The 18,990-nt window shown below is 62.5% G+C and carries 18 protein-coding genes and 1 pseudogene; 11 read left to right on the top strand and 8 right to left on the bottom strand.

The window, feature by feature from the left end; genetic code table 11:
* Positions 1 to 38: 38 nt before the first annotated feature.
* Both ABK249_RS26190 and ABK249_RS26195 read right to left on the bottom strand, forming a co-directional pair.
* The gene (locus ABK249_RS26190) at positions 39 to 494 is read right to left on the bottom strand and encodes a MarR family winged helix-turn-helix transcriptional regulator (RefSeq protein WP_227704815.1); all 456 of its coding nucleotides are present in this window, start codon (positions 492 to 494) and stop codon (positions 39 to 41) included.
* A 13-nt stretch (positions 495 to 507) separates the two neighbouring features.
* Positions 508 to 1,302 carry a crotonase/enoyl-CoA hydratase family protein gene (locus ABK249_RS26195; RefSeq protein WP_348864476.1) on the bottom strand — a complete coding sequence of 265 codons (795 nt, stop codon included), beginning with the start codon at positions 1,300 to 1,302 and terminating at the stop codon, positions 508 to 510.
* Positions 1,303 to 1,453: 151 nt separating this feature from the next.
* Here ABK249_RS26195 and ABK249_RS26200 point away from each other — a divergent pair, with 151 nt between their 5' ends.
* The 8 genes from ABK249_RS26200 to ABK249_RS26235 all read left to right on the top strand — a co-directional run bounded on the left by ABK249_RS26200 (position 1,454) and on the right by ABK249_RS26235 (position 11,693).
* Positions 1,454 to 3,310 (top strand): feruloyl-CoA synthase, encoded by a 1,857-nt coding sequence (locus ABK249_RS26200; RefSeq protein ID WP_348864477.1) that lies wholly within the window; start codon positions 1,454 to 1,456, stop codon positions 3,308 to 3,310.
* A complete protein-coding gene (locus tag ABK249_RS26205) occupies positions 3,307 to 4,068 on the top strand; it encodes an SDR family NAD(P)-dependent oxidoreductase (protein WP_348864478.1) in 762 nt (253 codons plus the stop codon). Before ABK249_RS26200 ends, ABK249_RS26205 begins: the two co-directional genes overlap by 4 nt.
* A gap of 6 nt (positions 4,069 to 4,074) precedes the next feature.
* Entirely contained in the window at positions 4,075 to 5,682 is a 1,608-nt protein-coding gene (locus ABK249_RS26210) for an acyl-CoA dehydrogenase family protein (protein WP_348864479.1), read from the top strand.
* Positions 5,683 to 5,803: 121 nt separating this feature from the next.
* The gene (gene ilvD, locus ABK249_RS26215; RefSeq protein ID WP_348864480.1) at positions 5,804 to 7,486 is read left to right on the top strand and encodes a dihydroxy-acid dehydratase; all 1,683 of its coding nucleotides are present in this window, start codon (positions 5,804 to 5,806) and stop codon (positions 7,484 to 7,486) included.
* 91 nt (positions 7,487 to 7,577) lie between these two features.
* Complete coding sequence (locus ABK249_RS26220; protein ID WP_348864481.1) at positions 7,578 to 8,486, top strand: LysR family transcriptional regulator; 909 nt, start codon at positions 7,578 to 7,580, stop codon at positions 8,484 to 8,486.
* A 144-nt stretch (positions 8,487 to 8,630) separates the two neighbouring features.
* A complete protein-coding gene (locus tag ABK249_RS26225) occupies positions 8,631 to 9,968 on the top strand; it encodes an FAD-dependent oxidoreductase (RefSeq protein WP_348864482.1) in 1,338 nt (445 codons plus the stop codon).
* Between the two features lie 10 nt (positions 9,969 to 9,978).
* Positions 9,979 to 11,250, top strand: a complete 1,272-nt coding sequence (locus tag ABK249_RS26230) for an aconitase X (protein WP_227704822.1) — start codon at positions 9,979 to 9,981, stop codon at positions 11,248 to 11,250.
* A complete protein-coding gene (locus tag ABK249_RS26235; protein ID WP_348864483.1) occupies positions 11,250 to 11,693 on the top strand; it encodes an aconitase X swivel domain-containing protein in 444 nt (147 codons plus the stop codon). The genes ABK249_RS26230 and ABK249_RS26235 overlap by 1 nt, the downstream gene beginning before the upstream one ends.
* 2 nt (positions 11,694 to 11,695) lie before the next feature.
* Here the strand turns inward: ABK249_RS26235 and ABK249_RS26240 are convergent, their stop codons facing one another.
* Positions 11,696 to 12,508: an NmrA family NAD(P)-binding protein gene (locus ABK249_RS26240; RefSeq protein ID WP_348864484.1), complete on the bottom strand. Its 813-nt coding sequence runs from the start codon at positions 12,506 to 12,508 to the stop codon at positions 11,696 to 11,698.
* A 120-nt stretch (positions 12,509 to 12,628) separates the two neighbouring features.
* On the opposite strand from ABK249_RS26240, the gene ABK249_RS26245 reads away from it, so the two are divergent.
* From ABK249_RS26245 to ABK249_RS26255, 3 genes are all read left to right on the top strand, one after another.
* A complete protein-coding gene (locus ABK249_RS26245) occupies positions 12,629 to 13,243 on the top strand; it encodes a TetR/AcrR family transcriptional regulator (protein WP_037152458.1) in 615 nt (204 codons plus the stop codon).
* Positions 13,244 to 13,327: 84 nt separating this feature from the next.
* The gene (locus tag ABK249_RS26250; protein ID WP_037152460.1) at positions 13,328 to 14,068 is read left to right on the top strand and encodes an SDR family oxidoreductase; all 741 of its coding nucleotides are present in this window, start codon (positions 13,328 to 13,330) and stop codon (positions 14,066 to 14,068) included.
* An 89-nt stretch (positions 14,069 to 14,157) separates the two neighbouring features.
* A complete protein-coding gene (locus ABK249_RS26255; RefSeq protein WP_348864485.1) occupies positions 14,158 to 15,198 on the top strand; it encodes an NAD(P)-dependent alcohol dehydrogenase in 1,041 nt (346 codons plus the stop codon).
* A 6-nt stretch (positions 15,199 to 15,204) separates the two neighbouring features.
* Here ABK249_RS26255 and ABK249_RS26260 read toward each other — a convergent pair whose 3' ends face one another.
* The 5 genes and pseudogenes from ABK249_RS26260 to ABK249_RS26280 all read right to left on the bottom strand — a co-directional run.
* Positions 15,205 to 15,909 carry a ParA family protein gene (locus ABK249_RS26260; protein ID WP_227704826.1) on the bottom strand — a complete coding sequence of 235 codons (705 nt, stop codon included), beginning with the start codon at positions 15,907 to 15,909 and terminating at the stop codon, positions 15,205 to 15,207.
* 177 nt (positions 15,910 to 16,086) lie between these two features.
* Positions 16,087 to 17,169 (bottom strand): protein-glutamate methylesterase/protein-glutamine glutaminase, encoded by a 1,083-nt coding sequence (locus tag ABK249_RS26265; protein ID WP_227704827.1) that lies wholly within the window; start codon positions 17,167 to 17,169, stop codon positions 16,087 to 16,089.
* A gap of 4 nt (positions 17,170 to 17,173) precedes the next feature.
* A complete protein-coding gene (locus tag ABK249_RS26270; RefSeq protein ID WP_227705263.1) occupies positions 17,174 to 18,025 on the bottom strand; it encodes a CheR family methyltransferase in 852 nt (283 codons plus the stop codon).
* 55 nt (positions 18,026 to 18,080) lie between these two features.
* Positions 18,081 to 18,572 (bottom strand): chemotaxis protein CheW, encoded by a 492-nt coding sequence (locus tag ABK249_RS26275; protein ID WP_227704828.1) that lies wholly within the window; start codon positions 18,570 to 18,572, stop codon positions 18,081 to 18,083.
* Positions 18,572 to 18,990: pseudogene (locus tag ABK249_RS26280) on the bottom strand (methyl-accepting chemotaxis protein); the annotation flags it as partial. The pseudogene ABK249_RS26280 and the gene ABK249_RS26275, both read right to left, overlap by 1 nt.

The raw sequence follows: 18,990 nt of genomic DNA on the forward strand, positions 1-18,990 counted from the left end.
CTTCGCTCCTCCCGATCCTTCGATTTGTCTGCCGATGTTCAGCCCAGGCCGACGAATTTCCGCAACAGGGCCGTCAGTTGCCGGCGTTCGGCGGCGTTGAGATTTTCCCCGACTGAATCCTCATAGGTAAAGAACCAGTCGCCGGCCTGTTCCACCATCGTTGCGGCCGCGGGCGTCAGCGTGATTTCGACAGCACGGCGGTCGTCGTCGGGGATACGGCGTGAGACGAGGCCCTGATCCTCCAGTGAGCGGATTAGCTTCGTCATATGGGCCCGCTTGATCATCAGCCGCTGGCCGAGCACGCTTTGCCGGATCCCCGGATTGTGAAGGAGAACCCAGAGAACCGAAAATTCCCCCGGTTTCAGGTTGTGATCGCCGACCTCTTCGAAAAAGCGCTCGTAGATCTTGAGCTGGGCAAGCCGCATCAGGAAGCCGAGCGCCGTGTCGAGACGATCGAGATTCACCTCGTCAGTCGTGCGGATCGGCATGTCCATCCGAAAACTCCTCTCAGGCCGAACCCGGTGTCTTCAGCCGCGCGGCGCGTTTTTCGAGGAAGGCGCGCAGCCGCTCCTCCGCCTCGGGGCTCGTGGCGGTGAAGGAGGCGATGAAGGATTCGACGAAAAGCCCGTCTTCCTTGGCCATGTCCTGGATGCGCGGCAATGCGTTGATGACCGCGTAATTGGAGATTTCGGCGTTGCTGGCGGCCGCTTCCGCAAGCTGATGCGCCTTCTCGCGCGCCTGGCCCTTCTCGACGACATATTGTGCGAGGTTCCAGCGCTCGGCTTCTTCCGCCGAGGCAACCCGCCCGGTCAGCATCATGTCGGTCATGCGCGCGACGCCCATAAGCCGCGCGGCACGCACCGAACCGCCGCCGCCGACGAAAATGCCGCGCTGCCCTTCCGGCAGGGCGAAAAAGGCGGAGCGGTCCGCGACCCGGATATGGGTCGATGCCGCAAGTTCCAGCCCGCCGCCGACGACGGCACCGTGCAGGGCGGAAATCCACGGAATCGTGCCATGTTCGATGCCGGCGAACACGGCGTGCCAGCGGCGCGAGCCATGCACGCCCTGGATCGGCGTCTTCTTGACGTGTTCGGCAAGATCGAGCCCGGCGCAGAAATGGTCGCCATGCCCGAACAGAACGACGGCTTTCGCTTCGCTTTCGGCGCGCGCTACCGATTCCGCAATCATTTCAACGAAGCGATCGCTGATGGCATTGCGTTTTTCAGGGCGGTTGAGACCTATATGGGCGACCTTGCCCTTGAGCTCATAGGTCACGAAGCTGATTGCCGTCTGGTCGGCCATTCTTGTCTGCTCCCTCCAGCAACGGACGCTCCCCCGCCCGTTTTGAGTTTTTGATCGTTTACATGGAGATTGTTTCTTTGTAAACAAATTTTGGGAGGAGCCGTTGCGGCTCTCATTAGAATTCATGTGATTGACGTCTGGGAGGAGACTCATGAGCGGGAAATCCGTCCGCAATGTAAAGCTCTGGTCGCCGGTGGTGCGCTGGGAGGAAAGGCCGAACGGCGAGTTCCTCGTCCGGCGGGAGGACCGGCTCGGTCCCTATCCCGGCAAGATCAACGAGCGGCTGGTGCATTGGGCGAAGACGAGGCCGGATCGTGTCTGGATGGCCGATCGCGAGGGCACGGGTGAGTGGCGCAAGGTGACCTACGGCCAGGCTCTGGACTGGGTGCGGCGCATCGGTCAGTTCCTGCTCGATCTGGGGCTTTCGGCCGAAAATCCGCTCGTCATTCTCTCCGAGAATTCGATCGACCATGCGCTGATGGCGCTCGGCGCCCAGCATGTCGGCATCCCTTCCGCGGCGATCGCGCCGGCCTATGCGACCATCTCCTCCGACTTCGGCAAGCTTGGCGAGATCGCCGCCCAGATCACGCCGGGCCTAGTGTTCGCCGATGATGCGGCTGTCTTCCAAAAGGCTGTCGATACGGCCTTCGGCGCAGACATGCCGTTTGCCGCGATCCGCAACCTGCCGGATGGCCGTCCCAATACCCATCTCTTCGACGACATCCTCAGGACCGAGCCGACCGGGGCGGTGGACGCGGCTTTCGATGCGGTCGGGCCGGATACCGTGGCAAAATTCCTCTTCACGTCCGGCACGACAGGCTCTCCAAAGGCGGTCATCCAGACGCAGCGCATGCTCTGCTCCAACCAGGAAATGGTAGCGGATTGTTATGCCTACTTCCGAGAGGAGCCGCCGGTCCTGGTGGACTGGTCACCATGGAACCACACGGCAAGCGGCAACAAGTGCTTCAACCTCGTGATCTACCATGGCGGCACCTATTACATCGATCGCGGCAAGCCGACGCCGAAGCTGATCGGCCAGACCATCGCCAATCTCCGGGAAATTTCGCCGACCTGGTATTTCAACGTTCCGGCGGGATACGAGATGTTGGTCCAGGAGATGCGCGAAGATGACAAGCTTCGCCAGAGCTTCTTCAAGGATCTGAAGATGATGATGTATGCCGGCGCCGGCATGGCCCAGCATACCTGGGATGCCCTGATCGAACTTGCGGAAATGACCGTCGGCGGCTACGTGCCGCTCGGCACCGGCTTGGGCTCCACGGAGACGGCGCCGTTCTCGCTCTTCTGCACCGATCCGCAGGAAAAGCCCGGCAATATCGGCATCCCGGCTCAAGGGGTCACCATGAAGCTGGTGCCGTTCCAGGACAAATACGAGCTGCGCCTCAAGGGCCCCAATATCACGCCCGGCTACTGGCGCAACGAGAAGCTGACCGCCGCGGCCTTCGATGAGGAAGGGTTCTACAGGATCGGCGACGCGGTGAAGTTCGCAGTCCCCGGCGATCCGCGCAAGGGTTTCTATTTCGACGGACGCACGGCGGAGAACTTCAAATTGCAGACCGGCACATGGGTGGCGGTCGGCGTGCTGCGCGCCCAGATCGTCAACCAGTTCGGCGGACTGATTCGCGACGCGGTGATCACAGGCGAGAACCAGGCGGAGCTCGGCGCACTTGCGGTGCCCTTCATGCCGGCATTGCGGGAACTCGTTCCGGGCGGAAGCGGCCTTTCCGACGAAGAGGTGGTTGCCCATCCGACGGTCAAGGCGGCGATTGCGGCAAAGCTTGCCGAGCACCAGCGGCAGGCAAGCGGTTCGGCGACGCGCATCATGCGCATCATGCTGATGACGACTCCCTTGCGCTTCGAAAAGGGCGAGGTGACCGACAAGGGCTCGATCAACCAGCGTGCCGTGCTTGCGCATCGCAGCGATCTGGTCGAGGCTCTCTATGAGGATGGACCGGATGTCATCCGGGTCGGAAAGGAGCTTGCTGCATGAGGATCGAGGGATCGAGCGCAGTCGTCACCGGCGGCGGATCGGGGCTTGGCGAGGCGACGGCCCGCCTGCTTGCAAAGCTTGGCGCCATCGTTCACGTCTTCGACCGCAATGGAGACGCAGCCGAAAAGGTCGCCGGTGATATCGGCGGCGTGGCAATTTCGGGCGACGTAACCAGCGAGGGCGATGCGGCAAAAGTTATGGACGTGGCCGCCAAGGCCGGCGATGGCCTGCGCATCCTCGTCAATTGCGCCGGCATCGGCATGGCCGGCCGCATTCTCGGCAAGGAAGGGCCAATGCCGCTTGCGGATTTCGAGCGTGTGATCCGCATCAACTTGGTCGGCACGTTCAACATGATGCGGCTCGCCGCCGAGCGCATGGCGACAACAACCGAACGGGAAGACAAGGCACGCGGCGCCATCGTCAACACCGCTTCGGTTGCCGCCTTCGAAGGACAGATCGGTCAGGCCGCCTATTCCGCCTCCAAGGGCGGTATCGTTTCCATGGCCCTGCCGGTAGCGCGCGAACTTTCCCGCTTCGGAATCCGCGTCAACACGGTGGCGCCGGGCATTTTCATGACGCCGCTCTTGAAGGGCCTGCCGCAGGAAACGCAGGATAGCCTTGGCGCTGCCATTCCCTATCCCTCGCGGCTCGGCGAACCGGCGGAATTTGCCGATGCGGTGCGCTTTCTGATCGAGAACCAGTATGTCAACGGCGAGGTGATCCGTCTCGACGGCGCCATCCGCATGCAGCCGCGGTGAGGATCCATGTCCTTTTCGGATCAGGCAGACCGGACGCTTGAACTCCTGTCCCTGACGCCGGGCTGGCACAGGCTGCGGGATCTCAGGCAGGATTGCGACGACGAGACGGTGACGGCGATCGTCGGGGAGGCCGCCAACTTTGCGGAAGGCGTGCTTGCCCCTCTGAATGGGGTCGGCGACCGCGCCGGCGCGCAGGTCGTCGACGGGCGGGTGAGGACGCCGGAAGGTTTCGCTGCGGCTTTCAGGCAATATGCCGAAGCCGGCTGGCTCGGCATGGACGTGCCGGAGAAGTTCGGCGGACAGGCCGTGCCGCTGACGCTGCATGCCGCCTGCGCGCCGCTTTTCGAGCGCGGCTGCGTGGCGCTGATGATGGCGGCCGGCTCCACCCGTGCCGCTGCGCATCTCCTGGCGGAAGCGGCCGACGAGGAAACTGCGGCCGGATGGGTGCCGAAGCTTTCGTCGGGCGAATGGGCGGCGACCATCTGCATCTCTGAGCCGGAAGCCGGTTCCGATGTCGGCCGGCTGCGGACGAGGGCGGAGCTTCGCGGCGGCGAGTGGTTCGTGACCGGACAGAAGATCTGGATCTCCTTCGGCGATCACGACATGGCCGAACGTATCGGCCACTGCCTGCTTGCCCGAACCAACGATCAGCCGGGCACGCGCGGCATCAGCCTGTTTCTCGTGCCGAACCTGATCGACGGAAAGCCGAACGGCGTATCGGTCGACCGGATCGAGGAGAAGATGGGCCTGCACGGCTCGCCCACCTGCGCCATGCGCTTCGAAAATGCCGGCGCCGTCATGGTCGGCCAGGAGGGGCGCGGCTTGCCGCAGCTCTTCACCATGATCGAGCTGATGCGGTTGCTCACCGGCTGCCAGGGGCTTGGCATCGCCTCCGCCGCGGCCGATATCGCCGAGGACTATGCGAAAGAGCGCCGGCAGGGTGGCCGGCCCGATCAGCCGCCTGTGCAGATCGTCACCCACCCGGACGTTGAGCGGCAGCTTTATGAAATCCGCTCTTCGACGGAAATCCTGCGCGCCGCTATTCTGGAGCTCGCGACCGTCATGGATCTGGCGCGGCTCGGTACCGAGCCGGGGCTGGAGGATTTCACCGGCTGGATGCTGCCGCTCGTCAAGAATTTCGGCGCGGAGGCGGGCTTCAATGCGGCGAATGCGGCAATCCAGGTGCTGGGCGGCGTCGGCTATACGAAGGACTGGCCGCTCGAACAGCACCTGCGCGATTCCCGCATCATGGCGATCTACGAGGGCACGACCGGCATGCAGGCCCTGGACTTCCTGACTCGCCGGCTCTGGCGCGACGAGGGCAGGGGCTCGGCGCTCTTCCTTGAAAAGGCGCGCGACGAGATCGACGCGTATATGTCCGAACATCCGGCGGCTTCGGACGCCGTCCTTCGCATTCTCGACGGTTTCGAAGCGCTGAGCGGCAGGATGACGGCAATGCAGGGCGATCCCGATGCGGCGTTTTACCGCGCCGATGCCTATATGCGCGCGGCCTGGACGGCCGTCTCCGCCTGGATGGCGCTGCGGATTTCCGAAACCCGCGCTGTCAACGGACTTGCCGCACAATTTGCGTTTCATTGCGCGCGTTGCGATTGACCATGCGGGCAGTCTTTCTCGATTCGAGAAAAGTGAGCGGCCTGTTCTAAGCATTCCCCACCGCTTCTGGAATTGTTAGCCTCTCCGGAGGTGATCGGTATCGGGAGGAGGAGGCCTGAGGATGACCAGGAGACAATTGCGTAGCAATTTCGAACCGGGTACGTCGCGCTGGGCGGTGCGGCGGGCGCAATGGCGGGCCCTCGGCCTTACCGACGAGGACATGGAAAAGCCGAAGATCGCGGTGGTGAATACCTCTTCGGAACTCTCTATCTGCTTCAGCCATCTCGATCAGGTTTCCGCCCGTGTGAAGGAAGCGGTGCGCGCCGCCGGCGGCATTCCCTTCGAAATCCGAACGATCGCGCCGAGCGATTTCATCATCAGCGCCGGCCGGGCCGCGACCTATATCCTGCCGAGCCGCGACCTCATCACCAACGATATCGAAGTGGCGGTCGAGGGCGCCCAGCTTGATGGCATGATCTGCCTTGCCTCCTGCGACAAGACCACGCCGGGACAGATCATGGCGGCCGCCCGCATCGACCTGCCGACGCTGGTCGTGCTGTGCGGCTATCAGGCGAGCGGAAAGTACCGCAACCATCACATGGATATCGAGGAAGTCTTCCTCCATGCCGGCCACCATGCCGCGGGCAAGATCAGCTTCGAGGAATTGAAGGAGATGAGCGAGAATGCCATCAAGAGCCCCGGCGTCTGTTCGGGCATGGGCACGGCCAATTCCATGCACTCGGTTTGCGAGGCGCTCGGCATGGCGCTGCCCGGCGGTGCGCCGGTGAGAGCGATGAGCGAGAAGATGATGGATTATGTCGACCGTGCCGGCCATCGCATCATCGACATGGTCTGGGAAGACCTGCGTCCGCGAAAGATCCTGACGCCCGGCGCCTTCCGCAATGCCGCTGCAACCGTGCTGGCCGTGTCCGGTTCGATCAACACGATCAAGCATTTGCAGGCGATTGCTGTCGAGGCGGGCCTCGATGTCGATGTCTACCGGATTTTCGAGGAGTTGAGCGGCGAGGTGCCGATCCTCGCCGCTGTTCGGCCGATCGGCTCGAACTCGATCGAGGAATTCGAGGATGCCGGCGGCGCGCGCGGTATCATGAAGCGGCTGGAGCCGCTCATCGATCGGTCCGCCATGACCGTCACCGGCAGGACCTGGGGCGAGGAACTGGAGGGTGTCGGGATTGCTGATCCGGACGTCATCCGTCCGCTCGACAAGCCCTTTGGAGTCAAGCCCGGCATCGTGCTCCTGCGCGGCTCGCTGGCGCCGGATGGCGCGATCGCCAAGGTTGGGCTGCGCGGTCCAGGCCGGCCGATGAGTTTCGACGGTCCGGCGCGTGTCTTCGACAATTCGCCGTCCGCCGAAGCGGCATTGAAAGAAGGCGTGGTGAAGCCCGGCGACGTGCTGGTTCTGCGCGGCATGGGCGTCAGGGGCGGCCCGGGCATGGGCGGCGCCTCCCGCCTCGTCTTTGCGCTCGATGGTTCCGGCCTCGGCCCCGAGGTTGCGGTGGTGACCGACGGACAGTTGAGCGGCCTCGTCAATGTCGGGCTGGTGATTGGCGAGGTGAAGCCGGAAGCCTTCACCGGTGGCCCGCTCGGCCTCGTGAAGGATGGCGATCGCATCACCATCGATATCGACAGTCGCTCGATCGAACTGCACGTGCCGGAGGCGGAGCTTGCCGCTCGGGCTGAAGCCTTTGTTCAGAAGCCGCTTTCGGCCGAGAAGGGCTGGCTCAATCTCTACGGCAGCACGGTCACGCCACTTGAAAAGGGAGCGACGCTGATCGGGAAATGATCGCAGGTTATGGATTGTCTCAAGGAGTTGCAGAAACGGCGAAAATATGCGCCTGATGCCGGTTCCCATTTTTTCCGAAACGAGAAAGACAGTGAACATACTTCTCGACATCGGCGCATTCCTGGCGACCGCCCGCGCCGGCAGCTTTTCCGCCGCCGGCCGTGATCTGGGCGTCGCGACCTCCGTCATCACCAAGCGCGTCAAGCGGCTTGAGGAGCACCTGACCACCCAGCTCTTCGTCCGCACCACACGGCGGTTGGCTCTGACGGTGGATGGCGAGCGGCTGAGGCCGCGCCTGCAGCTTCTGGTCGGCGAGATCGAGGATACGCTGGCGACACCCAGCGCCCAGGAACTGGGGCTGACGGGTTCCTTACGCATCAAGGCGCCGACGACGCTCGCCTCCATGTTCTTCGGCGATATCTGCGCGGCCTTCCAGGCGAGGAATCCGCGGGTCAAGATCGAGATCGTGCTGATCGACCGTTCGGTCAATCCGCTGGAGGAAGGGTTCGATGTCGCGGTGGGCGCACTGCCGCAATCCTATGCATATGTGATCGACTACCCGCTCTGTGCTTATCCGCGGGTGCTCTGCGCCGCGCCCGAATATTTCGCAAGCCGCAAGCGGCCGAAGGATCCGACAGAACTCGTCGGCCACGAGTGCATCACGTTCCACACGATCGGCACGACCTGGACCTTCCAGATGGAGACGAGCCCGCTCAACGTGGAGATCACGTCGAACTTCACCGCCAATGACAGCCGCATCCTGCTCGCCGCCGCCCGCCAGGGACTGGGTCTCGCAATCCTGCCGCGGTTCCTGGCACAGTCGGATCTCGACAGCGGCAGACTTGAAGAAGTCATGCCCGAATGCCCCGTCGAGCCATTGTGGGTAAAGGCCCTGGTGCCGCGCATCAAGATGAACAAGAACGTGGTGGCCGAGTTCATATCCTACACGCAGAAGCGTCTCGCAGAAGGCATTCCGGATCAAGCCATCCCCGCGTTTTGAGCGAAAGCCAAGACCGGATTACCCTTCCAGCTTTCGCGAAACACGAAAACTGATCGCATGACTTGCCGGGTTCAAGGCTTGGCGGCTTGGGTTACGATCCGCCGATGTGCGCCGCGAGGCGCGGGCGTTGCAAGGGAGGACTTTATGGCGGAAACGCTGAGCCGAGAAACGCGCATTGTCAGACGCGAAAAGGACACGCCGTTCCGCAAGCTGAAGGCGGATATCTGCGTCGTCGGCGCGGGCATCGCGGGCATTTCCGCAGCTCTTGAAGCAGCACGCCTTGGCCGCAAGGTCGTGATCGTCGATGGACAGGCTGCGCTCGGCGGCCAGGCGGTCAACTCGATCATCGCCACCTTCTGCGGCCTCTTTTCGAACGGAACGCACGGTTATCAGTTCACCTATGGCGTCGCGGACAGGCTGCTCGCTCATCTGGAATCCCAGGACAAGTCGATCTACTACCGCCACGGGCCGAACACGACGGTCGTCTATTACGACGAAGTGGTTCTTAGCCGCTGGATGGAGCAAAGCGTGCTCGAAGCCGGTATCGAGGTCGTGCTCGGCGCGACGATCCTCGACGTGCATGTGGAAGGTCGCCGCATCGTGGAGACGGATTTCATGACCCGCTACGGCGGCGTCTCGGTCGAGGCGACCGGCTGGGTCGAGGCGAGCGGCGATGCGGCGCTCGTCTGGCAGGCGGGGTTTGCCTGCCGCCAGCCGGAAAAGGGCGGCGTGTTCGGCACACAGATGGTGGTGCTGGAAAACATCGACGAGGCGAAACAGCCGACCCGCTACGAGATTGCCGACCGGATGAAGGAGAAGGCCGCGGATTACGGCCTGCTACGCCGCGAGGGCCTGGGGTTCACCATCCCCGGCCGCGGCATCGCCGCCATGAATATGACCCATGTGGAAACGCCGCTCGACCCGGTCGAGGCATCGCGGAAGGCGCTGGAAGGCAAGGACCAGGCGGCGCGCGCCGTCGAATTCCTGAAAAAGGAGTTTCAGGAATGTTTCGGCAATGCCCGTATCCGTTCGTTCGGTCTGCCGGGCATCCGCCAGACTCGCTGGATCGCCGGCAGTCATCACCTGACGGTCGACGAGATCCGGGCCGGCACGAAATTCGACGATGCGGTTGCCCGCACCGCCTGGCCGATCGAGTTGCACGATCACGGCGATGGCCACCACTGGATCACCTTCGATGAGGACCACGCCCATTATATCCCGCTCGGCAGCCTGACACCGGACGAGTGCGACAACGTCGCCGCGGCAGGGCGTTGCATCGATGCGGATTCGGCTGCGCTCTCCAGCGTGCGCGTCATGGGGCCCTGCATCGGCATGGGCATGGCGGCGGCGAATGCGTTGGACCTTGCCGGCACCGGCAGCGTGCACCAGATCGACCTTGCGGCATTGCGGGAGCGGGTTTCCGACAATGTCGAAAAGAAGCATTATCGATGGACGGACGAAGAGATGCGCGCCGCATCGTGAGGAGGACGCGATGAAGCTGACGGATTATGAAAAGGCCATGTATGACGGCGAGCACGGCCGCGCCAAGGCGCGCGCCATGGACCTGCTCGTCCGTTACGGGGAGGCGCTCGGCGCCGAGCGCCTGGTCGAGACCAACAATGTCGCCGGCGCGTTCAACGCCTCCACGCCCTCGGTGCAGCCGATCGCGCAAAAAGGCATGGAGCACGTCTATTCGGAGCTCAACCTCGACAGCGACGAGGTGGTGGAGGTGCCGCATATGGTGGCCCATACCTGCCAGCTCATTACCGGCATCGATAACGAAAATTGGGAACTGCAGGGCGTCGATAAATCTCTCGTCGATATGCAGCGGGAAAACGAGAAATTCCTCGGCCGCCGCGGGGTCAACATGTTTGCCACCTGCACGCCCTATCAGGTGGGCAACGTGCCGGTGAAGGGCGAGCATTGCGCCTGGATGGAATCGTCCGCCGTCATCTATTGCAATTCCGTGCTCGGCGCCCGCACCAACGTGGAGGGTAAGGAAAGTACGGGGGCGGCGGCGCTGACGGGCCGCATTCCCTATTGGGGTTTCCACATCACTGAAAATCGCTGCGGCACCCATCTGATCGAACTCGACATCGAGGTTGACGACATGATGGATTGGGGCCTGCTGGGTTATTACATCGGCGAGGTGATCGGCGAGGACATTCCGGTGCTGAAGGGCACCAGCCATCAGCCGGACCTCGTCAAGCTCAAGCATTTCGGCGCAGCCGCCGCATCCTCCGGCGGGGTCGAGATGTACCATATCCCGGGCATCACGCCGGAGGCGGACACGATCGAGGAAGCCTTCGGCGGTCGTAAGGTGAAGGATGCGTTCCGGTATGGCGCGGCGGAGCGCCGCGAGGCCTATGAGAAACTGCAGAGCGCGACCGAGAAAAAGGTCGATTTCATCATGTTGGGCTGCCCGCACAATTCCATCGATCAGGTGGCGCTGATCGCCCATATGCTGGAAAACAGGAAGATCCATCCGGACGTGCAGCTCTGGGTACACACGCCGCGTGCCATCAAGCAGGTGGCCGAGCGCAATGGTTATCTCGATGCCATCAAGGAAGCCGGCGGGGTCGTCATGAGCGATACCTGTCCCGCCATTTCGAGGCGCCTGCCGCAAGGAACCCGCGTCATCGCCACCGATTCCGCCAAACAGGCGCATTACCTGCCGGCGATCACCGGCGTTGAGGGCTGGTTCGGTTCGGTCCGCGATTGCGTCGACGCCGCGTTGACGGGGACATGGAACGGGAGGGCCTGATGGAGATCGCAACCGAAACAAAATCCGAAACCATTGTATTGAAAGGCCGCAAGGTCGTCGCCGGCCGCGCCGAAGGCGAGGCGCTGGTGACATCAGAGACGATTTCCGGCTGGGGCGGCATCAACGAGCGCACCGGCACCGTCATCGAGCGCCGGCACGAGATGCGTGGCGTCTCGTTTGCCGGTAAGATCCTCGTCTTTCCCGGTGCCAAGGGCTCGTCGGGCTGGTCTGCCTATTTCCACATGACGCGGTTGAACGGTGTCCAGCCGGCGGCGATGATCTTCACGCGGATGACGACCAAGATGGCGCTCGGCGCCGTCGTTACCCGCGTTCCGGCGATCACCGAGCTCGATCAGGACCCGCTCACTGTGATTGAAACCGGCGACTGGGTCGTGGTCGATGCCGATGCGGGAACGGTCACTGTGACCAAGAAGAGAAGCTGAGTTCACTTCCAGGCGCCGCGCGCCGCGGCGTCTTTCACGTAACCGGCAAAATCCTTCGGCGAACGGCCGAGCGCGCGCTGCACGCCGTCGGTCAGATATTCGTTGCGGCCGTCGAGCACGACGGTGAAAAGCTCCACCAGCAATTCGGCCAGATCTTCTGGAACCTCGGCAGCCTTCAGTCCTTCCACGAACTCTTCATTTGAAATCGTCTGAAAGACGACCTCCCGTCCGCTGGCCTTGCTGATCTCGGCGATTGCTTCGGCGAAGGTCAGAAGTCTCGGCCCGGTCACTTCGTAAAGCTCACCGATATGCCGCAGGTCGGTGAGCGCCGCGACGACCACGTCGGCGATATCGTCCGCATCGATGAAGGGTTCGCGCACCCCGCTTACCGGTAGCGCGATCACGCCTTCCAGGATCATCGGCTGGAACTGCCCCTCGTCGAAATTCTGGTTGAACCAGCTTGCGCGGACGATCGTCCAGTCGGCGCCGGAGGCGATCAGCCGCTTTTCGCTTTCCTGTGCTTCCGGTTCGCCGCGGCCGGAGAGCAGAACCAGCCGCTTGACGCCGAGCGACACTGCCAGTTTGGCGAGCGCTTCGATGTCGTCCGGCGCGCCCCTTACCGCGAGGTCCGGATAATAGGTGATGTAGGCAGCGCAAGCGCCTTGCAGCGCAGTCGCCCAGGTCGTGCGATCCGTCCAGTCGAAGCCGGTGGAGCGTGAGGCAAAACGAACCGGTTTGTTCAGCGCATGCAGGCGCTCGGCGACGCGCGAACCTGTCTTGCCCTTGCCACCAATGATGAGAATTGGCTTTTCCATGTTTCCATCTCCTTTAATGCGAGGTTTCCTCATGTTTTAAATGTGATAAATCCTCGTGTTGCGGCTGTCAATAAAAAATGCGAATATTCCTCGCGTTGAAAGTCAAAGCATGGAAAGACAATGGAAATTTCTGCATCGACGCCCCGCCAGCCACAGCAGAAGCGCAGCCGCGAGCGGGTGGAGCGCATTCTGGCGGCGGCCAAGGAACTGATTGCCCGTGGCGGCAGTGATACGATGAAGATGGGCGAACTGGCCGAGCGGGCAGGCGTGCCGATTGGTTCGCTCTACCAGTTCTTTCCGGACAAGAGTTCGGTGGTGCGCACTCTCGCCGAGCGCTACAACGAAGAAGGACGGGCCTGCATCCGCGAAGCGATCGAGCCGGCACGTGACGCTGCGGCCTTCTCCGAAGCCTTCAAAGGCCTCATTGATACCTATTACGGCCTGTTTCTCGCCGAGCCGGTCATGCGCGATATCTGGTCAGGAACCCAGGCCGACAAGACGTTGCAGGATGTCGATCTCACCGATGCCAAGGAGAACGGCGCGATCGTCGCCGCGGCGTTGCGGCATATCCATCCGGACGCCGACCCGGAAGGCCTGCTCAACCGAGCCATGCTGGTGATGTATCTCGGCACATCGACCATGCGGCTGGCGATCTCCGTCGGCCGCAAACAGGGAGATGTGATGGTGGAGACTTACAAGCGCCTCGCGCTCAGGGAACTGCTGGCGGAAGCTTGAGGCATTAATCCAGGCACTTGCCCTCGACGAATGCGCCGGCGGGCGACTATAAGGCGGCTTCGACCAAACGAGGAGGATTATCCGATGTCGAAAGTGGCGATCGTGACCGGAGCGGGTTCCGGAGTCGGCCGGGCCGTGGCTGTCGGGCTTTTGAAAGCAGGCTATCGAACTGTCCTCGCCGGCCGTCGCGAGAGCGAACTCAGGGGCACGGCCGAGCTTGGTGAAGGGGAATCGCTGGTGGTGCCGACGGATGTCACCGATCCCCATGCGGTCGACCGGCTGTTTGCCGCGACCGAAGAGGCCTATGGACGCCTCGATCTTCTGTTCAACAATGCCGGCCGCGGTACGCCGGCCGTACCGATGGACGAACTGCCGCTGGAGACCTGGCGGGAGGTCGTCGACCTCAACCTGAACGGCGCCTTCTATTGCGCCCGCGCCGCGTTCGGTCTGATGCGGCGGCAGAGCCCTCGCGGCGGCCGGATCATCAACAACGGTTCGATCTCGGCCTACGTTCCGCGCCCTTACCAGGCGCCTTACACCATGACGAAGCATGCCGTTACAGGGCTCACCCGCCAGATCGCGCTCGACGGACGCCAGTTCGATATCGTCTGCGGCCAGATCGATATCGGCAATGCCGATACGCCGATGACGGTTCGGATGAGGGAGGGAACCATTCAGGCGGACCTTTCGACCGCGGTCGAGCCAGTCATGGACCCGAAGCACGTGGCGGATGCGGTGCTTTACATGGACGGCCTGCCGCTCGAAGCCAACGTGCTCTTCATGACGGTGATGGCAAGCCAGATGCCCTATGTGGGCCGGGGCTGAACATCGCCTGACAAGCGGAGCGAATATTGGTCTTGATCTTGCCCAGAAGCTCCGCCAACCAAAGAGAAGACGTGAACGAGGATAGTTCGATGCAGCAGGCTCTGGTGCTTGAGAAGAAAGGTGTCCTTTCCTTAAGGGAAATCGATCTGCCGGCCGAGGCTGGTCCCGGTGAGGTCAAGATCGAAATCGACACGGTCGGCGTCTGCGGCAGCGATGTGCATTATTATACGCATGGTGCCATCGGCCCTTATGTGCTGCGGGAACCCATGGTGCTCGGTCATGAGGCGGCTGGGACTGTCGTCGACGTGGGCTCCGATGTCAGGAACCTGAAAGTCGGCGATCGGGTCTGCATGGAGCCCGGGGTGCCTAATCTTTCGTCGCGGGCTTCCAAGCTCGGGATTTACAACGTCGATCCGGATGTCCGCTTCTGGGCGACGCCGCCGATCCATGGTGTGCTGACGCCGTTTGTCATCCATCCGGCGGCCTTCACATACAAGCTGCCCGACAATGTCTCCTTTGCGGAAGGCGCGATGGTCGAGCCGTTTGCGATCGGCATGCAGGCAGCGACCCGCGCCCGCATCCAGCCGGGCGATGTCGGCGCGGTGATCGGCGCCGGCCCGATCGGCATCATGGTGGCGCTGGCAGCACTTGCCGGCGGCTGCGCCCGCGTCTTCATATCCGATCTCAGCGCCGACAAGCTGAAGATCGCCGGCCAGTATCCGGGCCTCATCCCCGTGAACATCACCAAGCGGCCGTTTGCCGACGTGATCGCGGAGGAGACCGGCGGCTGGGGCGCGGATGTGGTCTTCGAGGCGAGCGGCAGCCCGAAGGCCTATCAGGGCATGTTCGATCTCGTTCGGCCGGGCGGTGCCTTCGTGCTGGTAGGACTGCCGGTGGAACCGGCCCAACTCGATGTCGCAGGCGCGATCTCGAAGGAAGTGCGCATCGAAACGGTGTTCCGCTATGCCAATATCTTCGACAGGGCGCTGGAATTGATCGCCTCGGGCAAAGTGGACCTGAAACCGTTGATTACCGGGACGTTCGATTTCAAGGATTCGATCAAGGCCTTCGAGCGTGCCGCAGCCGGACTTCCGTCGGACGTCAAGCTGCAGATCAAGATGAAGGAATAGCCCGTCTTAGGCCGCGCGAACCAACCGGCTCGAAGCCGAAGCCGGCCTGTGGAGCGGCACGCGCCGGAGCATTTCAAGCGCGAAGAGACGGGCGTTCTGCCGGGCCTTGTCGAGATTGCTGATGCGGCTTTCGTCCATGGTGTAGAGTGTGCCGCCGAGATCGAATATGTCGCGGAAAGCGGCGCGTTCGATGATCGGCGTGTCGAGCACGTCCACGTTGCGCTGCGCGAGCAGCATCTTGACCGCCAGCAGCGCCCGTGTCGTGACCATCGAGTTGACGCGGGTCAGCACGACGGAATGCGGAACGCGAAGATTGGCCTTGTCCTCAAGATAGCGCAAGAGTTCCAGCACGTTCGCTCCGCCCTGCGCATCCATGGCGCAGCCCTGGATCGGGATCAGGACATGGTCGGAAAGACCGATTGCCTTGGCAAGCAGCGGGCTCTGCGCACCCGGCAGGTCGAGCACGAAATAATCTGTTTTTTGTCGGTTTTCCGAAATGTGGCGCTCGATCGAGGCCTGGGTTACGTAGGAGATGACGCTGAGCTTCTCGTTCGGCGGTGAGAGCTGGTGCCAGCGGGAGATCCAGTATTGCGGATCGGCGTCGAGGATGGTGACACGATAGCCTTGTTCGACGAGTTCGGTCGCGAGAAGGAGCACCGCGGTGGTCTTTCCTGCTCCGCCCTTGGTATTGGCAAAGGTAATGACTGGCATCCTGGGTCCCTGTCCGGCACAGCATCGGCGTGAAGATCGGGAACCGATTTCCGGCAGGCACGATGCGTGGATTCGATGAATTGGAGCGCAAATCGCTCTCTCACCGCATCCTCATGATGCGTTACCTCATTCTTGCCAAACATGGTTAACGAGGCATGAATTTCACGCTGCCAGATTTCACCGGCGGCGATCGGCTGCAAGGATTTCCCGGGCGATCTGCTCAAGCGGGACGACCTTGTCGACTCCGCCATGGGCGATCGCTTCCTTGGGCATGCCGAAGACGACCGACGTCGCCTCGTCTTGCGCCACCGTATAGGCGCCCGCCTGATGCATCTCGTTCATGCCGCGCGCGCCATCATCGCCCATGCCGGTCATGATCACACCCATCGCGTTGGCGCCCGCGGATCGCGCGGCCGAACGGAACAGCACATCGACCGAGGGGCGATGGCGGCTGACGAGCGGGCCGCTGCGGATCGAGACCTCGTAGCGCGCGCCGCGCCGTTCGAGCAGCATATGCCTGTCGCCGGGCGCAATCAGCACGTGGCCGCGCAGCACGGGGTCGCCGTCCGCCGCTTCCTTGACCTCGACTTCACAGAGCCCGTTGAGGCGCTTGGCGAAGGCAGCGGTGAACCTCTCCGGCATATGCTGAACGATGACGATGCCCGGCGAATTGGCCGGCAAGGCTTCGAGAAGTTCGCGGAGCGCCTCGGTGCCGCCGGTGGAGGCGCCGATGCAGACGACCATTTCCGTCGTTTTCGCCATGGCGCCGACCTTCGGCGGCGGCAGGACCGCATCCGCCGTCAGCTTGGCCGTCGTGCTTCCTCCTGCCACGCGGGATGCGCGCAGCTTGCCGACACGTGCGCGTGCCGCTCCCTTCACGGCGGTGCGGATGCGATCGGCAGATTCGGCAAGGTGGTCGGCGGCGCCGATCTTCGGCTTGAGGATGATGTCGACCGCACCGGCCTCCAGCGCCTGCATCAGCGTTTCCGAACCGCTCTCGGTCAGCGATGAGCACATCACGACCGGAATGGGATGCTGGACCATCAGCTTGCGCAGGAAGGTGATGCCGTCCATCTGCGGCATTTCGACATCGAGCGTTATGACGTCCGGAATTTCCTCTCGGATTTTCCGCGCCGCCATGAACGGATCGTTGGCGACCCCCATGACCTCGATATCGGGATCGGCGGACAGGATGGCGGCTAGGGTCTGGCGGACGCTTGCTGAGTCGTCGATGATCAGAACGCGGATCTTGCCGCCCATGATATCATATCCGCTTGAAGACGGTGTTTGCCACCTGCCTGATCGGCAGATCGAAACCGGTTACGGTTTCCGAATGGCCGATAAACAGATAGCCCCCGGGGAGGAGATTGTTGCAGAGCCGCGTCAGCACGTGGCTCTGGGTTGGCTTGTCGAAGTATATCAGCACGTTACGGCAGAAGATGATATGCATCGGATCGCCGACCGGATAAGCCTGATCCATGAGGTTCAGCCGGGCAAAGCCGACGCGCGAGCGCAGTTTCGGGCTGATGCGCATTTCCTGCCGCCGGTTGTCGGAAGGCTGCATCACGTATTTCTGCATCATCTCCGCCGGAACGGGCTGAAGAAGATCGCTCTGATAAATGCCGCGCTGGGCCTTCTGCAGCACGTCGGTGGAGAGGTCCGTGGCCAGCACGAAATAATCCCGCTCCGGGGCGTTCGCTTCGAGAAAATCGGACATCACCATGGCTATCGTATAAGGTTCGGCGCCGGTCGAGCACGCGGAGCTCCAGATGCGGATGCGCCGTTCGCCAAAGGTCTGCAAAATATCCGGAAGCGCTCTCTGCATCATATAGTCGAAATGCTTCGGCTCACGGAAGAAATCCGTCTTGTTGGTCGTGACGGCGTCAATGAGGAAGATTGCTTCGGTTTCGATACCGCCATGTTTGAAGAGATAATCGCAATAGCTGTCGAAGGTCGGCAAGCCGGTCACGCGCAGACGCCGGCGAAGCCGCCCTTCCAGCATGGTCATCTTCGTCTGCGGCATCTTTATGCCGCTGTAATTGTATATGTATTTCGATAGAAGCTCGAAATTGCGCTTGCTCAGCCGGTCATCGAGCGGCTGACTCCTCACCATCATGTTCACCCGAGCATCTCCGTATGCATTCTTGCCAGCCACCGGGCTTTCCTATCGCCTAGGCCACCTGAGCCTGTGGTCCGACATCGGCGAGAACCGATCCGGAATCGGAGAACAGCCGCGCGAGGTCGATGATGACGACAAAACCGCTATCCCGCCTGACGACGCCGGCGATGTAATCGGAGCGCCAGCGCACGCCGATATCCGGAGCGGTCTCGACCTGGTCGTTGCGGAACGGCACAACCTCGAAAACCCGGTCTGCCACAAGGCCGAGAGCGAGCATCCGGTCGGCGACGGGCACATCGAGCACCAGGATACGTGTATGCGGTGTCTTGACGGTCCTCGACATGCCGAGCCGCAGGCGCAGGTCGATCACCGGCACGCCTTGGCCGCGCACGTCGCGCAGACCCAGAAGATATTCCGGGCCGTGCGGGATCTTGAACGGTTCCTCGTGGTCGAGGATTTCGCGGACCACTTCGACAGGGACCGCGAAAACCTCATCGCCAAGGGAAAAAGTCACGAATTGAGCTTCGGAGGATATGCCTGCCATCATGCGCTCTCCCTGAAATCGTTGTCATCGGCATCCGGACCGCCGACCGACATGTCGAGGGCAAAGCCCCTGGCACGGGCGTGCTGCGCGGCAACGGAATGATCTACCAGCGGGCGGGCGCCAGTGGCTTTCGCAGCGGGCTTGGCCGCCTGCTTCGGCACAGCAGGCCTTGTTGCCGGCTGGCGTGTCTGGATGGTGCTGGCCCTGTCGACCTTGAAGAAGGTGATGGAAGCCTGCAGTTCCTCGGCCTGTGCGGCCAGTTCCTCTGATGTCGAAGACATCTCCTCCGACGCGCCGGCATTCTGCTGGGTTACCTTGTCGAGCTGCTGGATCGCCTCGTTGATCTGTGAGGCGCCGATATCCTGCTCGCGGCAGGCCGCGGAGATCTCGGAGACCAGCTCGGCCGTCTTCTGGATAT

This window comes from Neorhizobium phenanthreniclasticum (assembly GCF_040066075.1).
Lineage (GTDB): Bacteria > Pseudomonadota > Alphaproteobacteria > Rhizobiales > Rhizobiaceae > Neorhizobium > Neorhizobium petrolearium.

Coding starts and splice junctions, on each gene's coding strand:
- ABK249_RS26235 (WP_348864483.1), top strand. CDS start 11,250: ATGGAGATCGCAACCGAAACAAAATCCGAAACCATTGTATTGAAAGGC.
- ABK249_RS26240 (WP_348864484.1), bottom strand. CDS start 12,508: ATGGAAAAGCCAATTCTCATCATTGGTGGCAAGGGCAAGACAGGTTCG.
- ABK249_RS26275 (WP_227704828.1), bottom strand. CDS start 18,572: ATGGCAGGCATATCCTCCGAAGCTCAATTCGTGACTTTTTCCCTTGGC.
- ABK249_RS26230 (WP_227704822.1), top strand. CDS start 9,979: ATGAAGCTGACGGATTATGAAAAGGCCATGTATGACGGCGAGCACGGC.
- ABK249_RS26200 (WP_348864477.1), top strand. CDS start 1,454: ATGAGCGGGAAATCCGTCCGCAATGTAAAGCTCTGGTCGCCGGTGGTG.
- ABK249_RS26195 (WP_348864476.1), bottom strand. CDS start 1,302: ATGGCCGACCAGACGGCAATCAGCTTCGTGACCTATGAGCTCAAGGGC.
- ABK249_RS26225 (WP_348864482.1), top strand. CDS start 8,631: ATGGCGGAAACGCTGAGCCGAGAAACGCGCATTGTCAGACGCGAAAAG.
- ABK249_RS26210 (WP_348864479.1), top strand. CDS start 4,075: ATGTCCTTTTCGGATCAGGCAGACCGGACGCTTGAACTCCTGTCCCTG.
- ABK249_RS26255 (WP_348864485.1), top strand. CDS start 14,158: ATGCAGCAGGCTCTGGTGCTTGAGAAGAAAGGTGTCCTTTCCTTAAGG.
- ABK249_RS26190 (WP_227704815.1), bottom strand. CDS start 494: ATGGACATGCCGATCCGCACGACTGACGAGGTGAATCTCGATCGTCTC.
- ABK249_RS26265 (WP_227704827.1), bottom strand. CDS start 17,169: ATGGGCGGCAAGATCCGCGTTCTGATCATCGACGACTCAGCAAGCGTC.
- ABK249_RS26205 (WP_348864478.1), top strand. CDS start 3,307: ATGAGGATCGAGGGATCGAGCGCAGTCGTCACCGGCGGCGGATCGGGG.
- ABK249_RS26250 (WP_037152460.1), top strand. CDS start 13,328: ATGTCGAAAGTGGCGATCGTGACCGGAGCGGGTTCCGGAGTCGGCCGG.
- ABK249_RS26270 (WP_227705263.1), bottom strand. CDS start 18,025: ATGATGGTGAGGAGTCAGCCGCTCGATGACCGGCTGAGCAAGCGCAAT.
- ABK249_RS26260 (WP_227704826.1), bottom strand. CDS start 15,909: ATGCCAGTCATTACCTTTGCCAATACCAAGGGCGGAGCAGGAAAGACC.
- ABK249_RS26245 (WP_037152458.1), top strand. CDS start 12,629: ATGGAAATTTCTGCATCGACGCCCCGCCAGCCACAGCAGAAGCGCAGC.
- ilvD (WP_348864480.1), top strand. CDS start 5,804: ATGACCAGGAGACAATTGCGTAGCAATTTCGAACCGGGTACGTCGCGC.